21 protein-coding genes are annotated in these 17,175 nt (G+C 29.3%); 6 read left to right on the forward strand and 15 right to left on the reverse strand.

Going from position 1 to position 17,175, the window contains the following annotated elements:
• The first annotated feature begins 66 nt into the window (after positions 1-66).
• Complete coding sequence (locus WAO74_RS03235) at positions 67-552, forward strand: regulatory protein RecX (protein ID WP_422159645.1); 486 nt, start codon at positions 67-69, stop codon at positions 550-552.
• On the opposite strand, the gene WAO74_RS03240 is transcribed toward WAO74_RS03235, so the two are convergent.
• Both WAO74_RS03240 and WAO74_RS03245 read right to left on the reverse strand, forming a co-directional pair.
• On the reverse strand, positions 549-1,067 hold the full coding sequence (locus WAO74_RS03240) for a nuclear transport factor 2 family protein (RefSeq protein WP_422159647.1): 519 nt from the start codon (positions 1,065-1,067) through the stop codon (positions 549-551). The genes WAO74_RS03235 and WAO74_RS03240 overlap by 4 nt on opposite strands.
• Positions 1,060-1,671: a hypothetical protein gene (locus WAO74_RS03245; RefSeq protein ID WP_422159649.1), complete on the reverse strand. Its 612-nt coding sequence runs from the start codon at positions 1,669-1,671 to the stop codon at positions 1,060-1,062. Before WAO74_RS03245 ends, WAO74_RS03240 begins: the two co-directional genes overlap by 8 nt.
• Before the next feature lie 173 nt (positions 1,672-1,844).
• On the opposite strand from WAO74_RS03245, the gene WAO74_RS03250 reads away from it, so the two are divergent.
• The 5 genes from WAO74_RS03250 to WAO74_RS03270 all read left to right on the forward strand — a co-directional run bounded on the left by WAO74_RS03250 (position 1,845) and on the right by WAO74_RS03270 (position 5,349).
• Positions 1,845-2,786, forward strand: coding sequence for an NAD-dependent epimerase/dehydratase family protein (locus WAO74_RS03250; protein WP_422159651.1), 942 nt, complete (start codon positions 1,845-1,847; stop codon positions 2,784-2,786).
• Between the two features lie 54 nt (positions 2,787-2,840).
• Entirely contained in the window at positions 2,841-3,452 is a 612-nt protein-coding gene (locus WAO74_RS03255) for a thioredoxin family protein (RefSeq protein ID WP_422159653.1), read from the forward strand.
• Positions 3,453-3,537: 85 nt separating this feature from the next.
• The gene (locus tag WAO74_RS03260; protein WP_422159655.1) at positions 3,538-4,020 is read left to right on the forward strand and encodes an ABC transporter ATPase; all 483 of its coding nucleotides are present in this window, start codon (positions 3,538-3,540) and stop codon (positions 4,018-4,020) included.
• A gap of 6 nt (positions 4,021-4,026) precedes the next feature.
• Positions 4,027-4,953, forward strand: coding sequence for an ABC transporter ATP-binding protein (locus tag WAO74_RS03265; protein ID WP_422159656.1), 927 nt, complete (start codon positions 4,027-4,029; stop codon positions 4,951-4,953).
• A gap of 6 nt (positions 4,954-4,959) precedes the next feature.
• Positions 4,960-5,349: a gamma-glutamylcyclotransferase family protein gene (locus WAO74_RS03270; protein WP_422159658.1), complete on the forward strand. Its 390-nt coding sequence runs from the start codon at positions 4,960-4,962 to the stop codon at positions 5,347-5,349.
• Here WAO74_RS03270 and WAO74_RS03275 read toward each other — a convergent pair.
• The 13 genes from WAO74_RS03275 to WAO74_RS03335 form a co-directional block, all read right to left on the reverse strand.
• Positions 5,346-5,795: a 3-oxoacyl-ACP synthase gene (locus tag WAO74_RS03275; RefSeq protein WP_422159660.1), complete on the reverse strand. Its 450-nt coding sequence runs from the start codon at positions 5,793-5,795 to the stop codon at positions 5,346-5,348. The two genes, WAO74_RS03270 and WAO74_RS03275, sit on opposite strands and share 4 nt — an antisense overlap.
• The gene (locus WAO74_RS03280; protein ID WP_422159661.1) at positions 5,792-6,349 is read right to left on the reverse strand and encodes a 4'-phosphopantetheinyl transferase family protein; all 558 of its coding nucleotides are present in this window, start codon (positions 6,347-6,349) and stop codon (positions 5,792-5,794) included. The genes WAO74_RS03275 and WAO74_RS03280 overlap by 4 nt, the downstream gene beginning before the upstream one ends.
• The gene (locus tag WAO74_RS03285; RefSeq protein WP_422159663.1) at positions 6,346-6,600 is read right to left on the reverse strand and encodes an acyl carrier protein; all 255 of its coding nucleotides are present in this window, start codon (positions 6,598-6,600) and stop codon (positions 6,346-6,348) included. The genes WAO74_RS03280 and WAO74_RS03285 overlap by 4 nt, the downstream gene beginning before the upstream one ends.
• 72 nt (positions 6,601-6,672) lie before the next feature.
• Complete coding sequence (locus WAO74_RS03290; RefSeq protein WP_422159665.1) at positions 6,673-7,959, reverse strand: beta-ketoacyl-[acyl-carrier-protein] synthase family protein; 1,287 nt, start codon at positions 7,957-7,959, stop codon at positions 6,673-6,675.
• Position 7,960: 1 nt separating this feature from the next.
• Positions 7,961-8,401, reverse strand: a complete 441-nt coding sequence (locus WAO74_RS03295) for a 3-hydroxyacyl-ACP dehydratase FabZ family protein (protein ID WP_422159667.1) — start codon at positions 8,399-8,401, stop codon at positions 7,961-7,963.
• Positions 8,402-9,196, reverse strand: coding sequence for an SDR family oxidoreductase (locus WAO74_RS03300; RefSeq protein WP_422159668.1), 795 nt, complete (start codon positions 9,194-9,196; stop codon positions 8,402-8,404). It abuts the gene before it with no gap.
• Positions 9,197-9,241: 45 nt separating this feature from the next.
• Positions 9,242-10,294 (reverse strand): type III polyketide synthase, encoded by a 1,053-nt coding sequence (locus WAO74_RS03305; protein ID WP_422159669.1) that lies wholly within the window; start codon positions 10,292-10,294, stop codon positions 9,242-9,244.
• Between the two features lie 144 nt (positions 10,295-10,438).
• Positions 10,439-11,149 (reverse strand): methyltransferase domain-containing protein, encoded by a 711-nt coding sequence (locus tag WAO74_RS03310; protein WP_422159671.1) that lies wholly within the window; start codon positions 11,147-11,149, stop codon positions 10,439-10,441.
• Positions 11,149-12,285, reverse strand: a complete 1,137-nt coding sequence (locus WAO74_RS03315; protein ID WP_422159673.1) for an NAD(P)/FAD-dependent oxidoreductase — start codon at positions 12,283-12,285, stop codon at positions 11,149-11,151. Before WAO74_RS03315 ends, WAO74_RS03310 begins: the two co-directional genes overlap by 1 nt.
• Positions 12,286-12,337: 52 nt before the next feature.
• Entirely contained in the window at positions 12,338-14,779 is a 2,442-nt protein-coding gene (locus tag WAO74_RS03320; protein ID WP_422159674.1) for a chondroitinase-B domain-containing protein, read from the reverse strand.
• A gap of 102 nt (positions 14,780-14,881) precedes the next feature.
• The gene (locus tag WAO74_RS03325; RefSeq protein WP_422159676.1) at positions 14,882-15,988 is read right to left on the reverse strand and encodes an NAD(P)/FAD-dependent oxidoreductase; all 1,107 of its coding nucleotides are present in this window, start codon (positions 15,986-15,988) and stop codon (positions 14,882-14,884) included.
• Positions 15,989-16,435, reverse strand: a complete 447-nt coding sequence (locus tag WAO74_RS03330) for a GNAT family N-acetyltransferase (RefSeq protein ID WP_422159677.1) — start codon at positions 16,433-16,435, stop codon at positions 15,989-15,991.
• A complete protein-coding gene (locus WAO74_RS03335) occupies positions 16,432-17,163 on the reverse strand; it encodes a hypothetical protein (protein WP_422159679.1) in 732 nt (243 codons plus the stop codon). Before WAO74_RS03335 ends, WAO74_RS03330 begins: the two co-directional genes overlap by 4 nt.
• Positions 17,164-17,175 lie beyond the last annotated feature (12 nt).

The raw sequence follows: 17,175 nt of genomic DNA on the forward strand, positions 1-17,175 counted from the left end.
ATTAAATTTGAAGATAAAAAGGGTTGAAACTGTAATTGTTTCAACCCTTTTTGTATGTTTGAAACCATGTTTGAAAAGCCGAAAAAATCTTACACTGTTAATGAAATAAAACACAAAATAGAGCAATATTGTGTATATCAAGACAGGTGTCATAAAGAAGTTGAGCAAAAAATGTTTGACTACAATTTAATTCCTGAAGCAAAAGAAATGATTCTTTTAAGTTTGATAAAAGACAACTTTTTAAACGAAGAACGTTTTTCTAAAAGTTTTGCAAGAGGTAAATTCCGAATTAAAAACTGGGGAAAACAACGGATTGTTAGAGAACTAAAAATGAAAGATATTTCTGCTTACAACATTAAAACCGCTCTTAAAGAAATAGATGAAAGTGAATATATTTCAACAATTTACAGAATTACTGAAAATAGAAATGACGTAATTTCTGAGTCTAATATCTACAAAAGAAAGCAAAAATTAATAGGTTTTTTAATGCGAAAAGGTTTTGAAAACGAGTTGATTTTTAAAGTTGTAAATGAAGTTGTTGGTGGCAACTAATTAAATTTCTTTTTAAAAATAGAATCGTTCTTTTTCTTAGCTTCTATCACTTTTTGCACATCATCATTTGGTATAGAAACAGACAAAACATACTGTTTTATTTTCCATGTATTGCCTGCTTTTTCTAAAACTCCAGAACCTCTACAAGTACCCATCCAAGTGTCTAAAAGTTCGTCAAACCATGCAAAATCTCCTACTTTATTTAAATAAACATTTCGCTCCAAAGTTTTAAAGTCCCCAGCTTTTCCTTGATCAAAATAGGGTTTACTAAAATTTACAAATTGTTCTTTGGTCCAGTTTTCTGTTGCATCTGTACCAATAAAAACAGAAACACTATCCATTTTATTAAAATAGTTATCAAAATTAGCTTCACTTGCAGCCAAATGCCAATCATTTAAAAGTGCATTAATTTCAGTTTTTATAACACTCTTTTCTTTTAAACTGCTTACTTTCTGCTGTGTTTTGCAAGATAATACCAACAACATTAGAATTAGAATATTTCCAATTTTATTCATTTTGTTTTTGGTTTTTTTCATCGAGTTTTTGTTGCATCCTTTCATTAATAGTTCGCTTCGAAACACTATCAATTCTTGTAGAATCCAAACCAATATATTTCACATCCACTGTAATTTCTTCCTCAAAACGCTTTTTAATCAAAATGGTGTTTATTTTTGCGTTTATTGCAGAAAAAGACTTTATAATTTTTTCTGTTTCTTCAAAAACCTCCTCTGCTTTTATGGCAGGGATAGCACTCATATCAGACAATCTTAGGGTTTCATTATAAAAAATATTTATTCTTGCGTTTAAAGAAGGAATATTAAACAACTCTGGTTTTATGCTGTCTATTAAAGATTTCGCCAAAGTTTCTAGCTCTAAAGCGTTACTTAATATTTCATTAGAAGAAGCCTTTTTAAATCTTTTTAAAAAGACTTCGAGTGTATTTAATTCTTCCCAATTTTCTACTTCTATTCTAAAAATATTATCAATGATTTCAACAGAACTATTCTCATTTACAACACTTAAAAGCAATTTTGAATCTTGTTTTTGCTCAGCCACTTTTTCATCCTTTACACAAGATAAAATAAAAACAGAAAATAAAATGAATGCTATTTTTTTCACGTAATTTTTTTTGATGTGTAAATGTAATAAAATTAATGTCTAGTTAAAATTTGTAATTTCTTAAAAATGTCATAATGCACATGCTCTTTATTTAATTAATTATTTTATTTAAAATTAATTACGAATAACAAAAATAAGTACCTTTGTTTCGCTAATATTTTCAATTTAATTCAATGGATACAACTATTTTAGTTTTAGGTGCAAGTGGTCAAATTGGTACAGAACTTACTCAAAAGTTACGCGATATTTATGGTTCGCACAACGTAATTGCTTCCGATATTAAAGAAGGAAATACAGAAATGATGTCTTCTGGACCTTTTGAAATTATAGACGCAACAAACAAAGAAACTATTTTAGAAGTTGTTAAAAAATATGATGTAAATCAAGTTTATTTGTTGGCTGCAATGCTTTCTGCAACTGCAGAAAAAATGCCGCAAAAAGCATGGAATTTAAATATGAATTCTTTGTTGGCTGTTTTAGATTTAGCCAAAGAAAAACACATACAACAAGTTTATTGGCCAAGCTCTATTGCGGTTTTTGGTCCTTTAACTCCTAAAGAAAATACGCCTCAACAAACTGTTATGCAGCCTTCTACAGTTTACGGAATTAGTAAAGTTTCAGGCGAATTTTGGTGTAATTACTATCATGAAAAATTTGGAGTTGATGTGCGTAGCTTGCGTTATCCAGGTATTATTTCTTGGAAAACAAAACCTGGAGGAGGCACAACAGATTATGCTGTTGATATTTATTTTAAAGCAATTGAAGACAAAAAATACGAATGTTTTTTATCTGAAAATACACGTTTGCCAATGATGTATATGAATGATGCTGTGAACGCAACCATACAATTAATGCAAGCAAAAGAAGAAGATGTAAAAATTAGAACGGGTTATAATTTGTCTGCCATCGATTTTACACCCAAAGAAATTGCAGCAGAAATTCAAAAACATATTCCTGATTTTGAAATTACGTACAACCCAGATTTTAGACAAGCCATTGCAGATAGTTGGCCATCATCTATTGACGATTCTCAAGCTAGAAAAGATTGGAATTGGAAGCATGAATTCGATTTAAAATCTATGACTTCAGACATCCTTAAAAATCTGAATAAATAGTGTAAGACTTTAAGTAAAACTTCGTCTAAAAATCTGAATTTAGTAAAAATAGATATGCAAAAAATCATTCAGCAAAGTTTAGAAAATACTCTTACTTACCAAGAATATAAAGATTTAGTAAAACAATTACTTTTAGAGGGAAAATCTACTGGTCCAAACCAATCTGACGCCTTAACTAACTATAGCAAACTGAATAATTCTAGAATGAAACGTTTGGATAAAACCATTCAAGTTTCTAATGTAGCAACTTCTAAAATTCAACAAATTATGCAACCTCAAACTTGGTTGGTAATTACAGAAGGTTGGTGTGGAGATGCAGCACAAAACATACCTGTAATTGCTAAAATGGCTGAATTGAATAAAAATATCGAATTAAAATTCGTTTTACGAGATGAAAATTTAGAGTTGATGGATTTATTTCTAACAAATGGAGGTAGATCTATTCCAAAATTAGTTGCTTTAGACGAAAAAAATAACATCCTTTTTACTTGGGGACCAAGACCAAAAACTGCCACAAAAATGGTGGTAGATTATAAAGAAAAACATGGCGAATTAGATGCTCAATTTAAAGAGGACTTGCAAGTTTGGTATAATAATGATAAGGGTATTAGTGTACAAGAAGATTTTGTGGAGTTATTAAATGTTCATCAAAAAATAACAATCTAATTTTTTTAAAATTAATAAAAATCGCAAAATTCTATTCGAGTTTTGCGATTTTTCTTTTGGTATCTTTGCAACTTAAATGTATAAAATGTTTATAAAATCTATTGAGATTTCTGAAGATGCAAAAGTTTGGATTTATCCATCTAGCAGAAAATTTTACCCAACAGAAACTAAAGAAATTGAAGAAAAATTAAAGTATTTTATTGATTCTTGGAAAATTGATGACGAAAACTTCAAAGCCTCTTATCAATTTTTATACGACAGATTTATTATATTTATGGCAGATGATGAAAAATCTACTCTAAAAAACACAGATATTGATGCTTCTGTTTCCTTTATTTTAGAACTTCAAGAAACGTATAAAGTAGCATTGTTAGACAGAATGAACATTTGTTTTAAACAAGGCGAATTTGTACAATACAAAGAATTAACAGACCTAAAAAGCCTAATAAAAAACAGAGCTGTTACTGCAAAAACAATTGTTTTTGATAATTTAATTTCGGCAAAAAAAGACTTGGAAGAATTTTGGGAAATTCCCTTAGAAGAAAGTTGGTACAACCGCTTTTTATAAAATTATATGCTAAAAGTAAACCACATTTCATTCGGTTATTCTAAAAATAAAACCGTTTTAAACGACTTCGATTTCACTTTAAAAAAAGGCGAACATCTTTGTATAATGGGTGAAAGTGGTTGTGGAAAATCGACACTTTTAAAAGCCATTTATGGTTTGGTTGATTTGCAAAAAGGAGCTATTTTTTGGGAAAATGAGCAAATTTTAGGACCAGAACATCATTTAGTTCCTGGTTTCGAAAAGTTTAAATACGTTGCACAAGATTTCGATTTAATGCCTTACATTTCTGTATCAGAGAATATAAAAAAATTTTTATCACGTTTTTATCCTGAAGAAAGTGAAGCCAGAACACAAGAACTTTTGGAGGTTATAGAAATGAAAGCTTTTGAAAACGAAAAGGTAAAAAACTTAAGTGGTGGGCAAAAACAACGTGTGGCAATTGCCAGAGCTTTGGCAAAAGAACCAGCGCTTTTATTGTTAGACGAACCTTTTGGACAAATTGATAATTTTAAGAAAAATTCACTCAGAAGAAGATTATTTCGCTATTTAAAAGAAAAAAAAATTGCTTGCATTGTTGCCACTCATGATAAAAATGATGCACTTTCATTTGCTGATAAACTGATTGTAATTCAACATCAAAAAATGATTGCAAACGCAAATCCCAAAGAAATTTACAACAACCCAAAAACAAAATATGTTGCTGCTTTGTTTGATGACGTAAACGAAATTATTATTGATAAAAAAACTGTTTTGTTCTACCCAAATCAACTAAAAATTGTAGAAAATTCTGACTTCAAAGCAACAGTTTTAAACTCCTATTTTAAAGGATCTTTTTGGTTGATTGAAGCTGATTTTGAAAATCAAAATATCTTTTTTAATCATTCTTCAAGTTTGAAAAATGGAGAAAAAATTTCTTTAAATTTTTATAACTAATTAAATATGAGCGACTTTATTTTTGTTTACGGAACTTTACAAAGAGAAACAAAAAACGAAATGTCTTTATATTTAAAAGACAATTCCGTTTTTGTTTCTAAAGGTTATTTTTTTGGAAAATTATATGATGTAGAAGATTTTCCTGGTGCTGTAAAAAGCGTAGATACTTCAGAAAAAGTACTTGGTAGTTTATATCAAATTACAGATTCTAAAACACTTTTTTCTGTATTAGATGTTTATGAAGATGTGCCTAATTTATTCAAAAGAGAGGTTCTTTCAGTTTTTACAGCTGATGGTAAAAAAATAGAATCTTGGATTTATCTTTTTAATCAATCTACCAGAGGTTTAAGGTTGATTTCTTCTGGAGATTACTTAAAATATCTTCAAGAAGATTAACTAATTTTCAAGATTTTCACAGTATTTCCTTGAAAAGAAAAAACGTCATTCTGTTTCTTACCCAATAATAACTTTCCAATGGGCGATGAAACTGAAATAGCAAAATAAGAATTATCTGCAATTACTAGTTGCCCAGCAGAAATACTTAAAAAATAATTGGCTTTTTCTGTAAAAATGATACTTCCTAAATGCGCTATATTCGAGGTTTTAGAAATATCAATTTTAGATAAAATCGCATTCATATCAGAAATTCCTGCTAATTGCTGACTCGCTTTTTCCATTTCTAATTGCAACATCGCTCTTCCTGTTTCGTGTTTGTCTCCTGCAGAACTTTTAGATTCAGATTCTAACGCTTTTTGGTTCGATGAAATTGTTTCTTGAACTGTTTGCAATCGTTTATTCACAAACTTTCTACACTCATATAAAAGTTGTTCTTTTAAATTCATCTATGATCTAAAATTGCATACGCACCATAATTTCCATGATGAGAAGTAGAAATAGAAAATGGTAATTTTTGGTTATTCTGAACTAAATAAGGAATACCCAATTCGTTTTTTTGAATTTGAACTTCTGATGAAAAATGGGTTAATAATTTTTCATTAGTATTTTTGGTTTGAATTTCATTTTTTTTTATAAAAAACAACTCTGAAACCATTTTTTTGCCATCAATTTTAAACGCAAAAGAATAAACACATCTATTTGATATTGTGTAATTTATGTTATATTTTATGTTGTCTATTTCTACAACTCCAATTGAATTAGAAACAATTTTACAAGAAAATTTTTTGGGTGCAAAAAATCGTTTTTGAAACTCTTGGACATGGCATTTGTAAGCAGCTTCTTTCATGCTCCAAAATAACCAAACATGTAAAAAAGGATTTTCTGAAATTAGAATTTGATTGATTTCAAAATCGGTAAATTGCTTCTCTAAAAAACGGTTGCGTTGCCAATTGCTTTGTGTTTTTGCAAGGTTCAAATCAACAACATCATTGCCAATCATTTTGATGCTAATTTGGTTTCAATGATTTCTATTGCAGCTTTTACAGAGAGCATTTTTTCCATAGAATCGTTATCTATTTCTATATCAAATTCATCTTCTACATCTAAAACAACATCTACTAAATTCGCAGAATTTATTTTTAAATCTTTAATAAAATCGGTTTCTTCAGTTAAATTTTTAAAAGCTTTCTCATCTTGAATGTAAGGTTTTACAATTGCTTTTAACTTTATAATTAGTTCTTCTTTTGTCATTTTTAGATGCTTGTAATTTAGTGTTACAAGTTAAAATAATTTTCTGGCTAAAAATAGAGTACACAACTCTTTTTACTTCTTTGTTCCAGCTTCATACTTCTTAAAAATAATACATGCATTTACATCACCAAAACCAAAACTTGCTTTTGCAACAATATTAATTTCTTTTTCAAGCATTTTAGTTAGTATTTTATCAATAGAAATCAATTCAGAAATTTCTGAGTGAACATCTTCACAATTGATATTTGGAAACACAAATTGCTCTTTTATTTGCATAACAGTAGCCACAGATTCAATTGCCCCAGATGCTGCTAAACAATGCCCAATTTGAGATTTTATTGAATTGATAAATGGAAAATCATTCCCTTTTCTGTTCAATGCTTTTGTCCAATTTTCTATTTCTAAAGCGTCTTTTGATGTTGCTGTTAAATGCCCATTAATTGCATCGATTTCTAATGCAGAAATATTGGCGTCTAAAATTGCATCTTTAATACATTTCTGAACAGCTTCTGCATTTGGCGCAGTTAAAGTTCCTCCATTTCTCTGACCTCCAGAATTTATATTTCCTCCTAAAACCTCTACATAAATTGTTGCTTTTCTTTCTAAAGCACTTTCTAAAGATTCTAAAACCAAAGCTCCTGCTCCACTTCCAGGCACAAAACCAGAGGCTGTTTCACTCATAGGTCTTGAGCCTTTTTCAGGAGTTTCATTATGCTTGTATGTCATAACTTTCATTGCATCAAAACCTCCCCAAGAATACAAACTACTATCGCTTGAACTACCTACCAACATTCGTTTTGATTTGCCGTTTTTAATGCGTTCAAAACCCAATAGTAAAGCTTCAGTTCCTGTTGTACAAGCAGATGAGTTGGTAGTTACTTGATTTCCAAAACCGAGAATTCCTCCTAAATAAGCAGAGATTCCACTTGCCATTGTTTGCACAACTGAAGTGCTTCCTAGACGTCTTACATTATTTTCATCAATTTTATAAATAGATTCTCTAAATTTTTCAATTCCTGAGGTTCCTGTTCCAAAAATAAGTCCAGAATCGTAATCTAAAGTTGAGTTTTCATCCACAGAAAAACCAGCATCTTTCCAAGCATCAATAGCAGCCATACAACCATATAAAATGGATGTACTGTTAAAACCTCTTAATTGTAAAGGCGATAAATATTCTAGTTTTTTTTCTTCTGAAACAGCAGGAATACCTCCAATACAACAAGAAAATCCTTTGTCTTTTAAATGCTGATGAAAAGTGATTCCAGATTTTCCAGATTTTATTGCAGTCGTAAATTCATCTAAACCAACACCATTTGGGGCAACCACTCCTAAACCTGTAATTACGACTCTTTTTCTCATCTTATTTTGCTAGTATCATTCCTGAAATTGTTCCTCTACAAACCAATTCGTTTTTAGCATTTAGCATTTTTACTTTACATTTTAGTTTGTTAAATCTAAAATATTCTTTTTCTGAAATAACTGTTACAGTTTCCTTTGGTAACACAGTTAGAAAGAAATCTATTTGATTTGCGGTTAACGCAATTTGCGGTTTTTTTTCTGATGAAATTTCATTTTTCAATAAGTAAATCCCCAAACAAACTACCCCTATTTGTGCCATTGTTTCTGTAAGAATTACACCTGGTGTTATTGGGTTATCTTTAAAATGACCTTCGTAAAAAAACTCGTTTTCTTTAAAAGTATAATTCCCTATAACTCCGTTTTCTGAAATTTCTGAGATTTCATCAACAAACAAAAATGGTTTTTGATAAGGTAAAAACGATATGATTTCTTGTAATTCCATTTAGTTTAAACTTTCACCACCATCTACTTTTATAATAGTTCCATTAATCCAAGAAGCTTCATCTTTACATAATAAATAAACCACATTTGCAATTGCTTCTGGAGTTGTTAATTTGCCAAAAGGATTCCTTTTTAATGTGTGTTTTATAATTTGATCGCTATTTGGAATCATGTTTAAAGAAGCCGTATTTGTAACTCCAGCCTGAATGCAATTGGCTCTAATTCCGAATTTAGCAAACTCTAAAGCAATATTTCTTGTAATGGCTTCTAAAGTTACTTTTGCTGCAGAAACTGCTGCATAATTTTGCATCGGTTTTAAATTTCCTTCACTTGTAAAACTAATAATTCTTGTATCCGAAGCAAATAAATTTTTATCAAAAATAGCTTTAAACCAATCATATAAACTAATAGCCATTGTATTAATTGTTAGCTGAAAATCATCATTTTGTAAAACCTGATTGTCTTTTGAAACCATGGGTTTTAAATTGCCTTTTGCAATAGAATGTACCAATGTTTTTATCTTTTCTTTTTCTCCTAATTTTTCTTTTAATTCTGATAAAACACTTTCTCTTTTCTCAATATTTACTACATCTATATTAAAAGATAAAAAGTTTATATTTTCCTTTTTAATTTCATTAAAATGGGCTTCTATTTCTTCTTTTTGAACTCTTGAATTTCTATGAACAATGCAAATATTCATGCCATGTTTCGCCAACTTTTTAGCAGTTGCCAAGCCCAAACCACTTGAGCCTCCTAAAATAATTGCCCATTCGTTTTTATCTTGAAATTCTCTCATTTTCTATATTTAGATTCCTGCTTTAGCAGGAATGACAACTAACAATTACCATTCTAATAAAATTCTTTGTGCAGAAAATCCAGGACCAAAACTCAACATTAAACCTCTTTCTCCTTTTGCTGGATTTTTATTCATAAATCGTTCTAAAACATACAAAACTGTTGCACTAGACATATTTCCATACAAACGTAAAACTTCTTTTGTATCATCGATGTTTTTACCTAAAACACCAAACAAATCTTCTACAGTTTGTACAATTTTTTTTCCTCCAGGATGAAAAATTAAATGATTTACATCTTCAATTGTTAAATTATTTTTTGCTAAAAAAGGATGCACAATTGCTGGAAAATGGTCTGAAATTTTCTGCGGAACTTCTTTGTCTAAAATCATTTGTAAACCCGAATTTACCAAATTAAAACCCATCATATTTGTGGCATCATAAAAATGATACATGGCTTCGTCTAAAATTTCTGGGCCTTTATCATCATCAAAAGAAGACAAAATTACGGCTGATGCTCCATCACCAAAAATAGCTGCACTTACAATATTTGTCATCGAAAAATCTTCTAATTGAAAAGTAGCTGTTGGTGCTTCTACAGCTATAACAGCTGCTCTTTTATTTGGATTTGCTTTCAAAAAATTCTTTGCATAAATAATTCCAGAAACTCCTGCTGCGCAGCCCATTTCTGTAACTGGCAAACGTACGATATCTTGTTTCATTTGCAGAGAATTAATTAAATAAGCATCCATGGAAGGTATCATGATTCCTGTGCAACTTACTGTAATAATATAATCGATATCAGTAGGTATTAAACTTGCTTTTTCTAATGATTTTTTAAGCGATTTTTCCGCTAATTTTACAACTTCTCTGCTATAAATATCGTTTTTTTCTTCAAAAGAAGTGGCTGTAAAAACTTCTTCAGGGTCCATAATTGAATAACGTTTATCAACTCCTGCACCTTCGAAAAGTTTGATTACTTTTCTTTGAAAACGCTTGTCTTGCTCTTGCATCCATAATTCTACAAAGGGTATAATATCTTTGGTTTCTCTGTAATATTTAGGAAGTTGTTTTGCTACTGATATTATTTTAACGCTCATATTATTTCTTGACACTGATTTCACAGATTTTCACTGAGTTCTATTTTTTAACTTTTTGACACACCTTTTACATATGATAACTCACCTAAATTTTATAATAAAAATTATAAACCTGCCCAACTTGAAACCTTAAAAATGAAAATTTTAACTCTTTAAAATCCATAAAAAACGAAATGCCCATTTCCATTGAATTTGGGGTTTTACATTTAATTTTGCTGATATTCTTTCCAAGTCTACTCTTTTAAATCCTCTTAAAACAGATGTTAAACCATCTTCAACAATCATTTTATTACTAATGAAAATTGATAGCAATAGAAACAAATAATAGGCTAATTTGTGCCTGTGTAAATCGTTTACCACAATTCCTGTTTTGGTTTGTTTTAGCGTGTTTTTTAAAAATAAAGTTAACTCTTCTTCTTTAAAATGATGTAAAAATAAGGTTGCTAAAACTACATCAAATTTTCTTTTTTTAAAATCATCAGAAAAAATATCTTGGGTTTCGAAACTGAGTTCTGGAAAATTGGTTGATAATTCATTTGCATAATTAATCGCTGTTGGGTTTGCATCAACCCCAATTAATTTAAAATTATATTGATGTTTTCTGCCAAATTTTGCAACATCTCTTAAAATATCTCCATGACCACAACCAATATCTATGATCGTGATTTCTTGTTCTTTTGGGTGATTTTTTAAAATAGATTTTAAACCATTTAAAGTTACTCTATTTCCTCCTAACCATCTGTTAATATTCTCTAATTTATCTAAAGTATCACGCAATAAATCGCCTCCTATAGAGAAATCGTCCATTAGTTCTTCTTTGTCTGTTCTTTGTTTTGTGCTGATAAAAAAGTCCATTAGATTTCTATTAATTTTCCATGCGTTTGTTTAATAATAATTGGCAATAAAAACGGCATTATTCTTAAAATTTGAAGTAAAATGTTGGCAATTTTATCATTTCTAAACAGAATAGCTATAAAATGCCCAGCTTTTAAGCGCCATTTAAATTGTTTGTTCCATGCTGAAATATAGTTGTTTTCTAATTCTTTTCTAGTCGCATTTTCATCATTTAAGTAATTTAGAATGAGTTTAGAGGCAATTTGAGCAGACTGAATTGCCATACTCATTCCATTACCACACAATGGGTGAATCATTCCTGCAGAATCCCCACACATTAGCATATGATTTTCAATAGGTTTTTTGGTTTCAAAAGAAATTTGACTAATAGACAAAGGTTCTTCAAAAAGTGGTTTTGAATTTTGGAAAATTTGTTTTAAAAACTGATTTTGGTAAACAACGTTTTCTTGAAAATCATTAATGTTTTTATACTTTTTAAAAGATGAAAAATTAGTGATATAACATAAATTAATGGCATCATTCTCAACTTTAGAAACCCCACAATAACCTCCTTTAAAATTATGAAGCGCTACTAAATCTGATGAAAATTTTCCATTTACATGAATTTTTACGCCTAAATAAGGTGATTTTTTTTGGATAAAATCACGCTCCATTTTTACATCTAACAAAGATCTTTTGCCAAAAGCACCAATTGCTATTTTAGACCTAAATTTTTGGTTATTTTTAGTTTCTAGCTCAAAAGAATTGTTCTTAAAATCAACATTTAAAACTATATCTTGCAGAATTTTAACCCCTTTTTCTTTGGCTTTTTCTGATAGAATGTAATCTAATTTGTAACGAGAAATTCCAAAACCGCCCAAAGGTAATTTTGCTGAAATAAGTTTATTATTTGTAGTTGATAATTGAAAATTATCAATTTTTACTGCGCCAAAATCAAAAGGATTGATTTCTAAAAAAGACAAATAAGGCAACACTTCATTGGAAATATATTCGCCACAAACTTTGTGTTTTGGGTAGCTGTTTTTTTCTATCAATAAAACCTTTTTACCAAAGTTTGAAAGATGAATTGCATTGCACAATCCTGCTAAACCACCACCAATAATAATTACATCATAATATGTGGGATTTTCTTTCATTCAACGAAAATAATCAATTTGAATTAAAGAAAATTTAAAAGAGTTGAGAATGTTATTCTACTATAAATCTACCTATAGTTGCATTGATTTTAATAATGTAAATACCTTTAGCTAATGATTTTGTTTCAATTGTACCCTGGGTGTTTTCTATATTTTTGGTTATCATTTTTTTACCTTTTAAATCGAAAACCTCAACCAAACCAATCTGATTTTTAGAAATAATATTTAATATATTTTGTGTTGGGTTTGGGTAAAAATTCATCCCATTTTCTTCTAGAATATTATCTGCTGTAGAAAGAGAGGCGCAATTATCATCACCAAAAATCTGTACTTCTTCGTAACTATTCCAACCACTTCCTTCAGAATTTCCATAACCTAAAATTCTAACATACTGCACTTCTTGAAATGGCGAAAATGGAAAATTTTCGAAGTCTGTAGTGTTTCCTGAACTTGTTAAAACCGAAGTTACATCTGTAAAAGTTGTACCATCATTTGAAGTTGCAATTTTAAAAGAACTTGTTCTACTATCTCCTTTATGAAAGTAAATTTTAACGCTGGTTACTGTTTTTTTGCAACCTAAATTATAAGTTAAATAAGATGAGCCATCGTTAGAATTTGCAGACCATCTTGTGGTTATATCATCATCTAAAGTATTTTCTGGAATATTTGGATCTTGTGTTCCAACTCCTGCAACTGTGATACCTTGAATTGAAACTGCATTATCTGAGTTAAAAGTTTCTAAAGATTGATTTATGGTTATTGTAGCGTTTAAGCTTCCTCCATTTTCTGTAACTGATAAAGTTGCTGTTCTAATAGCTCCTGAATTATTTTCTGCTACAGTAACTTGTATGGTTGAATTATTGCTACCATTTGTAGAATTTACAGATATCCAGTCTGTATTTTCTGTAACTGACCAATTTACGTTTGAATTTATTTCAAAACTTTTGGTGCTTCCTGAAGTATGAAAATCGATTGTATTTACAGAGGTTGTTAACCTACTTATACCTGATAAAAACCCAATTTTAGTACCAACATCATCAACTTTATAGGGTAAATTTGTTCCATTTGCACCAAATTCTTCTGCTCCAGCATCAAAAACACCTGTTCTATTTCCTCCTAAAATATCTTCAGATAAAAAAGAATACGTTCCAATATTTGCATTAATTGCTGGACTTGTTTCTGTAATTCTATAAAAATCTGCCCCACTTTCTAACAAACCACTTGCAACTGTTTTATTATTATTGAGACCATTTGTTAAATCCCAAGGACCATTTTGTGTAATGTTGCCTTCAGAGACTGAAGTTGCTGAAGGTGACGTATTTATTTGATATGCATTTATACTTGAATTAAGCATAATATTATTTGCAACAATCAAATTTTCTGGCTCTTCTGTACCTCCTAATGACGTACCAATTCTTATGGCATAATCGCAGTTTACTATAGTATTGTTTATAATTTGAGCATTTTTAACTTGATAATAACCACTTAAAGCAGAATTTGTTACACCATTCATTACATTAATTGCTCCTGTAACATTAGAGGAAGAACCATTTGGTTTAAAAGAATTAACCCCTTGAATGTAGTTATTGTAAACTTTATGACCTTCTCCAATAATTCTTACACCACCTGTAAAAGAATTATTATTTGCAAAAAAATAATTGTTAAAAACTTCACATTCATTGCCATGTCTTAATGTTAATGTTCCTTGATAATCTCTAAACGTATTGTTGTAATATTTGTTCTTTCCACTTTTGTTAGATATAATTTCTACTTCTCCAGACCAATTATTAAATAAATTATGATGAACTTCTGAATAGGAATCTGATAAAGAAGTTGTACTTGTACCTATTCGAATTGCATCTTGATCATTTAATCCATTAATATCATTATCTACAGGAGTTCTATCTGCAAAATAATTATGATGAATTTTCAAATAATCTTCATTAGCTAATGATCTATTATCATTAATAATACTTCCTACCCCATATTTGCCAATAAAAGAGTTATGCGCAATTTCATTGTGTTGTCCATCAACAATATACACCCACTTAAATTTTAGAGTTTTTTGTGCATCTGTACCATTATACCCATCAATTTTATTATTTATAACTTGACAATTATCACATTGATTTAACTCAAAAATGGGTTCAATTACATCATTATTAACAACTAAGTTTGCTGGATTTTGAAAAACCAAGCCAGAAACTGTAATATACGTTCCTCTCATATACACTCTAGAGTTACCTGTTAAAAAAACAGTGCCTGGATTTTGAGCAGTAATTATAATTGGTTGAGAAGCTGTACCGTTTTTATTAATATCGATAAAAACGTTATTCCAAGTGCCACTTGCTAATATAATTTCTGAACCTGCTGTAGCATTCGATATTGCTGTATTTAACTGTGCATTTGTAGTTACTAATGTTTGCGCTTTTAGAGAAGTTAAAAAGATTGCAAATAAAAAAGTAAAGTATTTTTTCTGTGAATCATATATCATAATTACAAAGCTTTAAATTGGTTAACCAGTTTTAAGTTTGTAAATATAGGTACAATTAATTTAATTTTTCTTTAAAAAAAGAATACTTTTATTGATACTAAATTATGCCAAATCTGCCAAATCTTTTCCTACTAAAGAACCAATTGCAACACCCATTCCTCCTAAACGAACTCCACAAAAAACGTTGTTAGAAAGTTGTTTTACAATCGCATTTTTCTGATTTCCAACACCCATAATTCCACTCCATCTGTGTTCAATTTCAAAAGATGCATTTGGTAAAATAATTTCTTTTAAAATGGTTTCCAATTTATTTTGAATGATTTGTGTTTCGCCAAATTCAGTAGTTTCTTCCGTTTTAAAATCGAGATTTCTACCTCCACCAAACAAAATCCGATTGTCTATATTTCTAAAATAATAGTACCCTTTATCTAAATGAAAAGTGCCTTTAATATGAAGGTTTTTAATTGGTTTGGTAATTAAAACTTGTGCTCTTGCTGGCTGTACATTTTCTTCTAATAATTGACTTGCAAAACCATTGGTAGCTATAAACAATTTTTTTGTATAAAAATCTAATCTATTGGTTTTTACGTGTATTTTATCTTCTATATCTATAAAACTTTCAACAGAAATATTATTTAATATTTTAACCCCATTTTCTTGAACTTTTCGAAGTAATTCTGATGCCATTTTTCCAGTATCAATCTGCCCTTCAAAATTATTTACAATGTATTGTTGATGTACTTTTTGAAAGCCAAACATATTATCAGAAATGGAAAAAACATCACTTTTAAAAATAGGTTTTAGAAGTTTATTTATTTGGTGTTTTTTAGAAATACATGCTGAAAAAAACATTTTAGATTCGTATAACTCAAATCCTTTATTTTTCTGAAAGTCGATATTTTTATCGCCTAAATTTTTGCGTAATAATTGTAAGCCTTTCCAACGTTTATCTACCAAATTAAAAACCTCTTGTTCTGTATGAGAATTTAAATCATCAATAATTTCTGATAAACTTCCAAAACAAGCAAAACCAGCGTTTTTTGTACTTGCTCCTTGTGGCAACATTCCTTTTTCGAGGATTAAAACTTTAGCTTTGGGATGTGATTTTTTTAATTGTAAAGCGCAATTTAAACCCACAATTCCACTGCCAACAATTGTAAAATCGATGTTTGTAAACCATTCTTTAAGTTCCCAATAACTGTAGTTCATTTATAACGCTTTTTCAAAACAAACACTATTTTCCATGTCTGCATATTGTCCGTAATTGGGTATTACTTTATAACCGCATTTATGATAAAATTTTACAGCTTCTACCTGCCTTTTACCTGTTTCTAAAACACATTTTTTGTAGCCCAATTCTTTTGTCCAAACTTCTAATTCTGTTACTATTTTTTGAGCTATTCCTTTATTTCTTTGCTCTTTAGCAACAAACATTCTTTTTATTTCCATAGAAGAAGAATCAAACTTTTTAATAGCTCCACAACCTATAGCAAGATTATCTAAATAAAAAACAACTACATTCTTTAAAACATCAATATGATTGAATTGATTGTAAAATGCATGTTCATCTCCATCCGTAATTTTTAGATAAGCATCCAATTGTTTTACCAAATTGATAAAATCTGTATTTTCTGAATTGGTTCTTAGAATTTTCATTTTATATTATTTTCAGATAAAAGCTGCTTTTTTACTCTTTTATTATCTAATAAAACCTTTTTAAAGTCTTCAAAATTATTGTAATTATTTGGCGAATCTTTAATTTGATCATATAAAAACGTTTTATCTTTTTGTGGATAAATAATGATTGTTTCTCCAAAACGCAAATCGAAAAGTTTCATATTTACTAAAAGTATAGAATACCCATCAGGACTTGCAGAAAAAACCCAATCGTAAGAAAATTTATTAGAAACTTCAAATTTTCCTTCAGCAGTTAAGTAAGGGAAATTTCTAGACTCCACCACATAAGTTTCATTAGAATTTAAATCGTTTGTTAAAATCAATAGTGTTAATTTTTCTGTGATTCTATCACTTTCTAGGTCTTTATATTCTCCAATTTTTATCCCCTTAAAAATAGAACTATCTCTTTGTATCACAAAAGGAAAACTAGCCACTGCATAATCATAAACTGCAACAGGAAATGGAGATTTATTTAAGGGTAAACTTCTATAATAATCGCCAAATTTTTCATAGTTTTCTATATCTTGTTTAAAAAGCTCATAATCTCTTTTTGAACTATCTAAATGTTGTAATGCCTTTTCATTTAAGGCTTCTACATTCCATTTATTTTCTTTTAATTCTATAGTTTTTTCTTCCTTAACTTTTTGTTTTTGACAGGATAAAATAAAGCTTAACATTATTATTGTTACTATGATATTGTATTTCATCTCTACCTTTTT

Origin of the sequence: Polaribacter sp. (assembly GCF_049276715.1) — a bacterium.
In the GTDB taxonomy this organism is placed as follows: domain Bacteria; phylum Bacteroidota; class Bacteroidia; order Flavobacteriales; family Flavobacteriaceae; genus Polaribacter.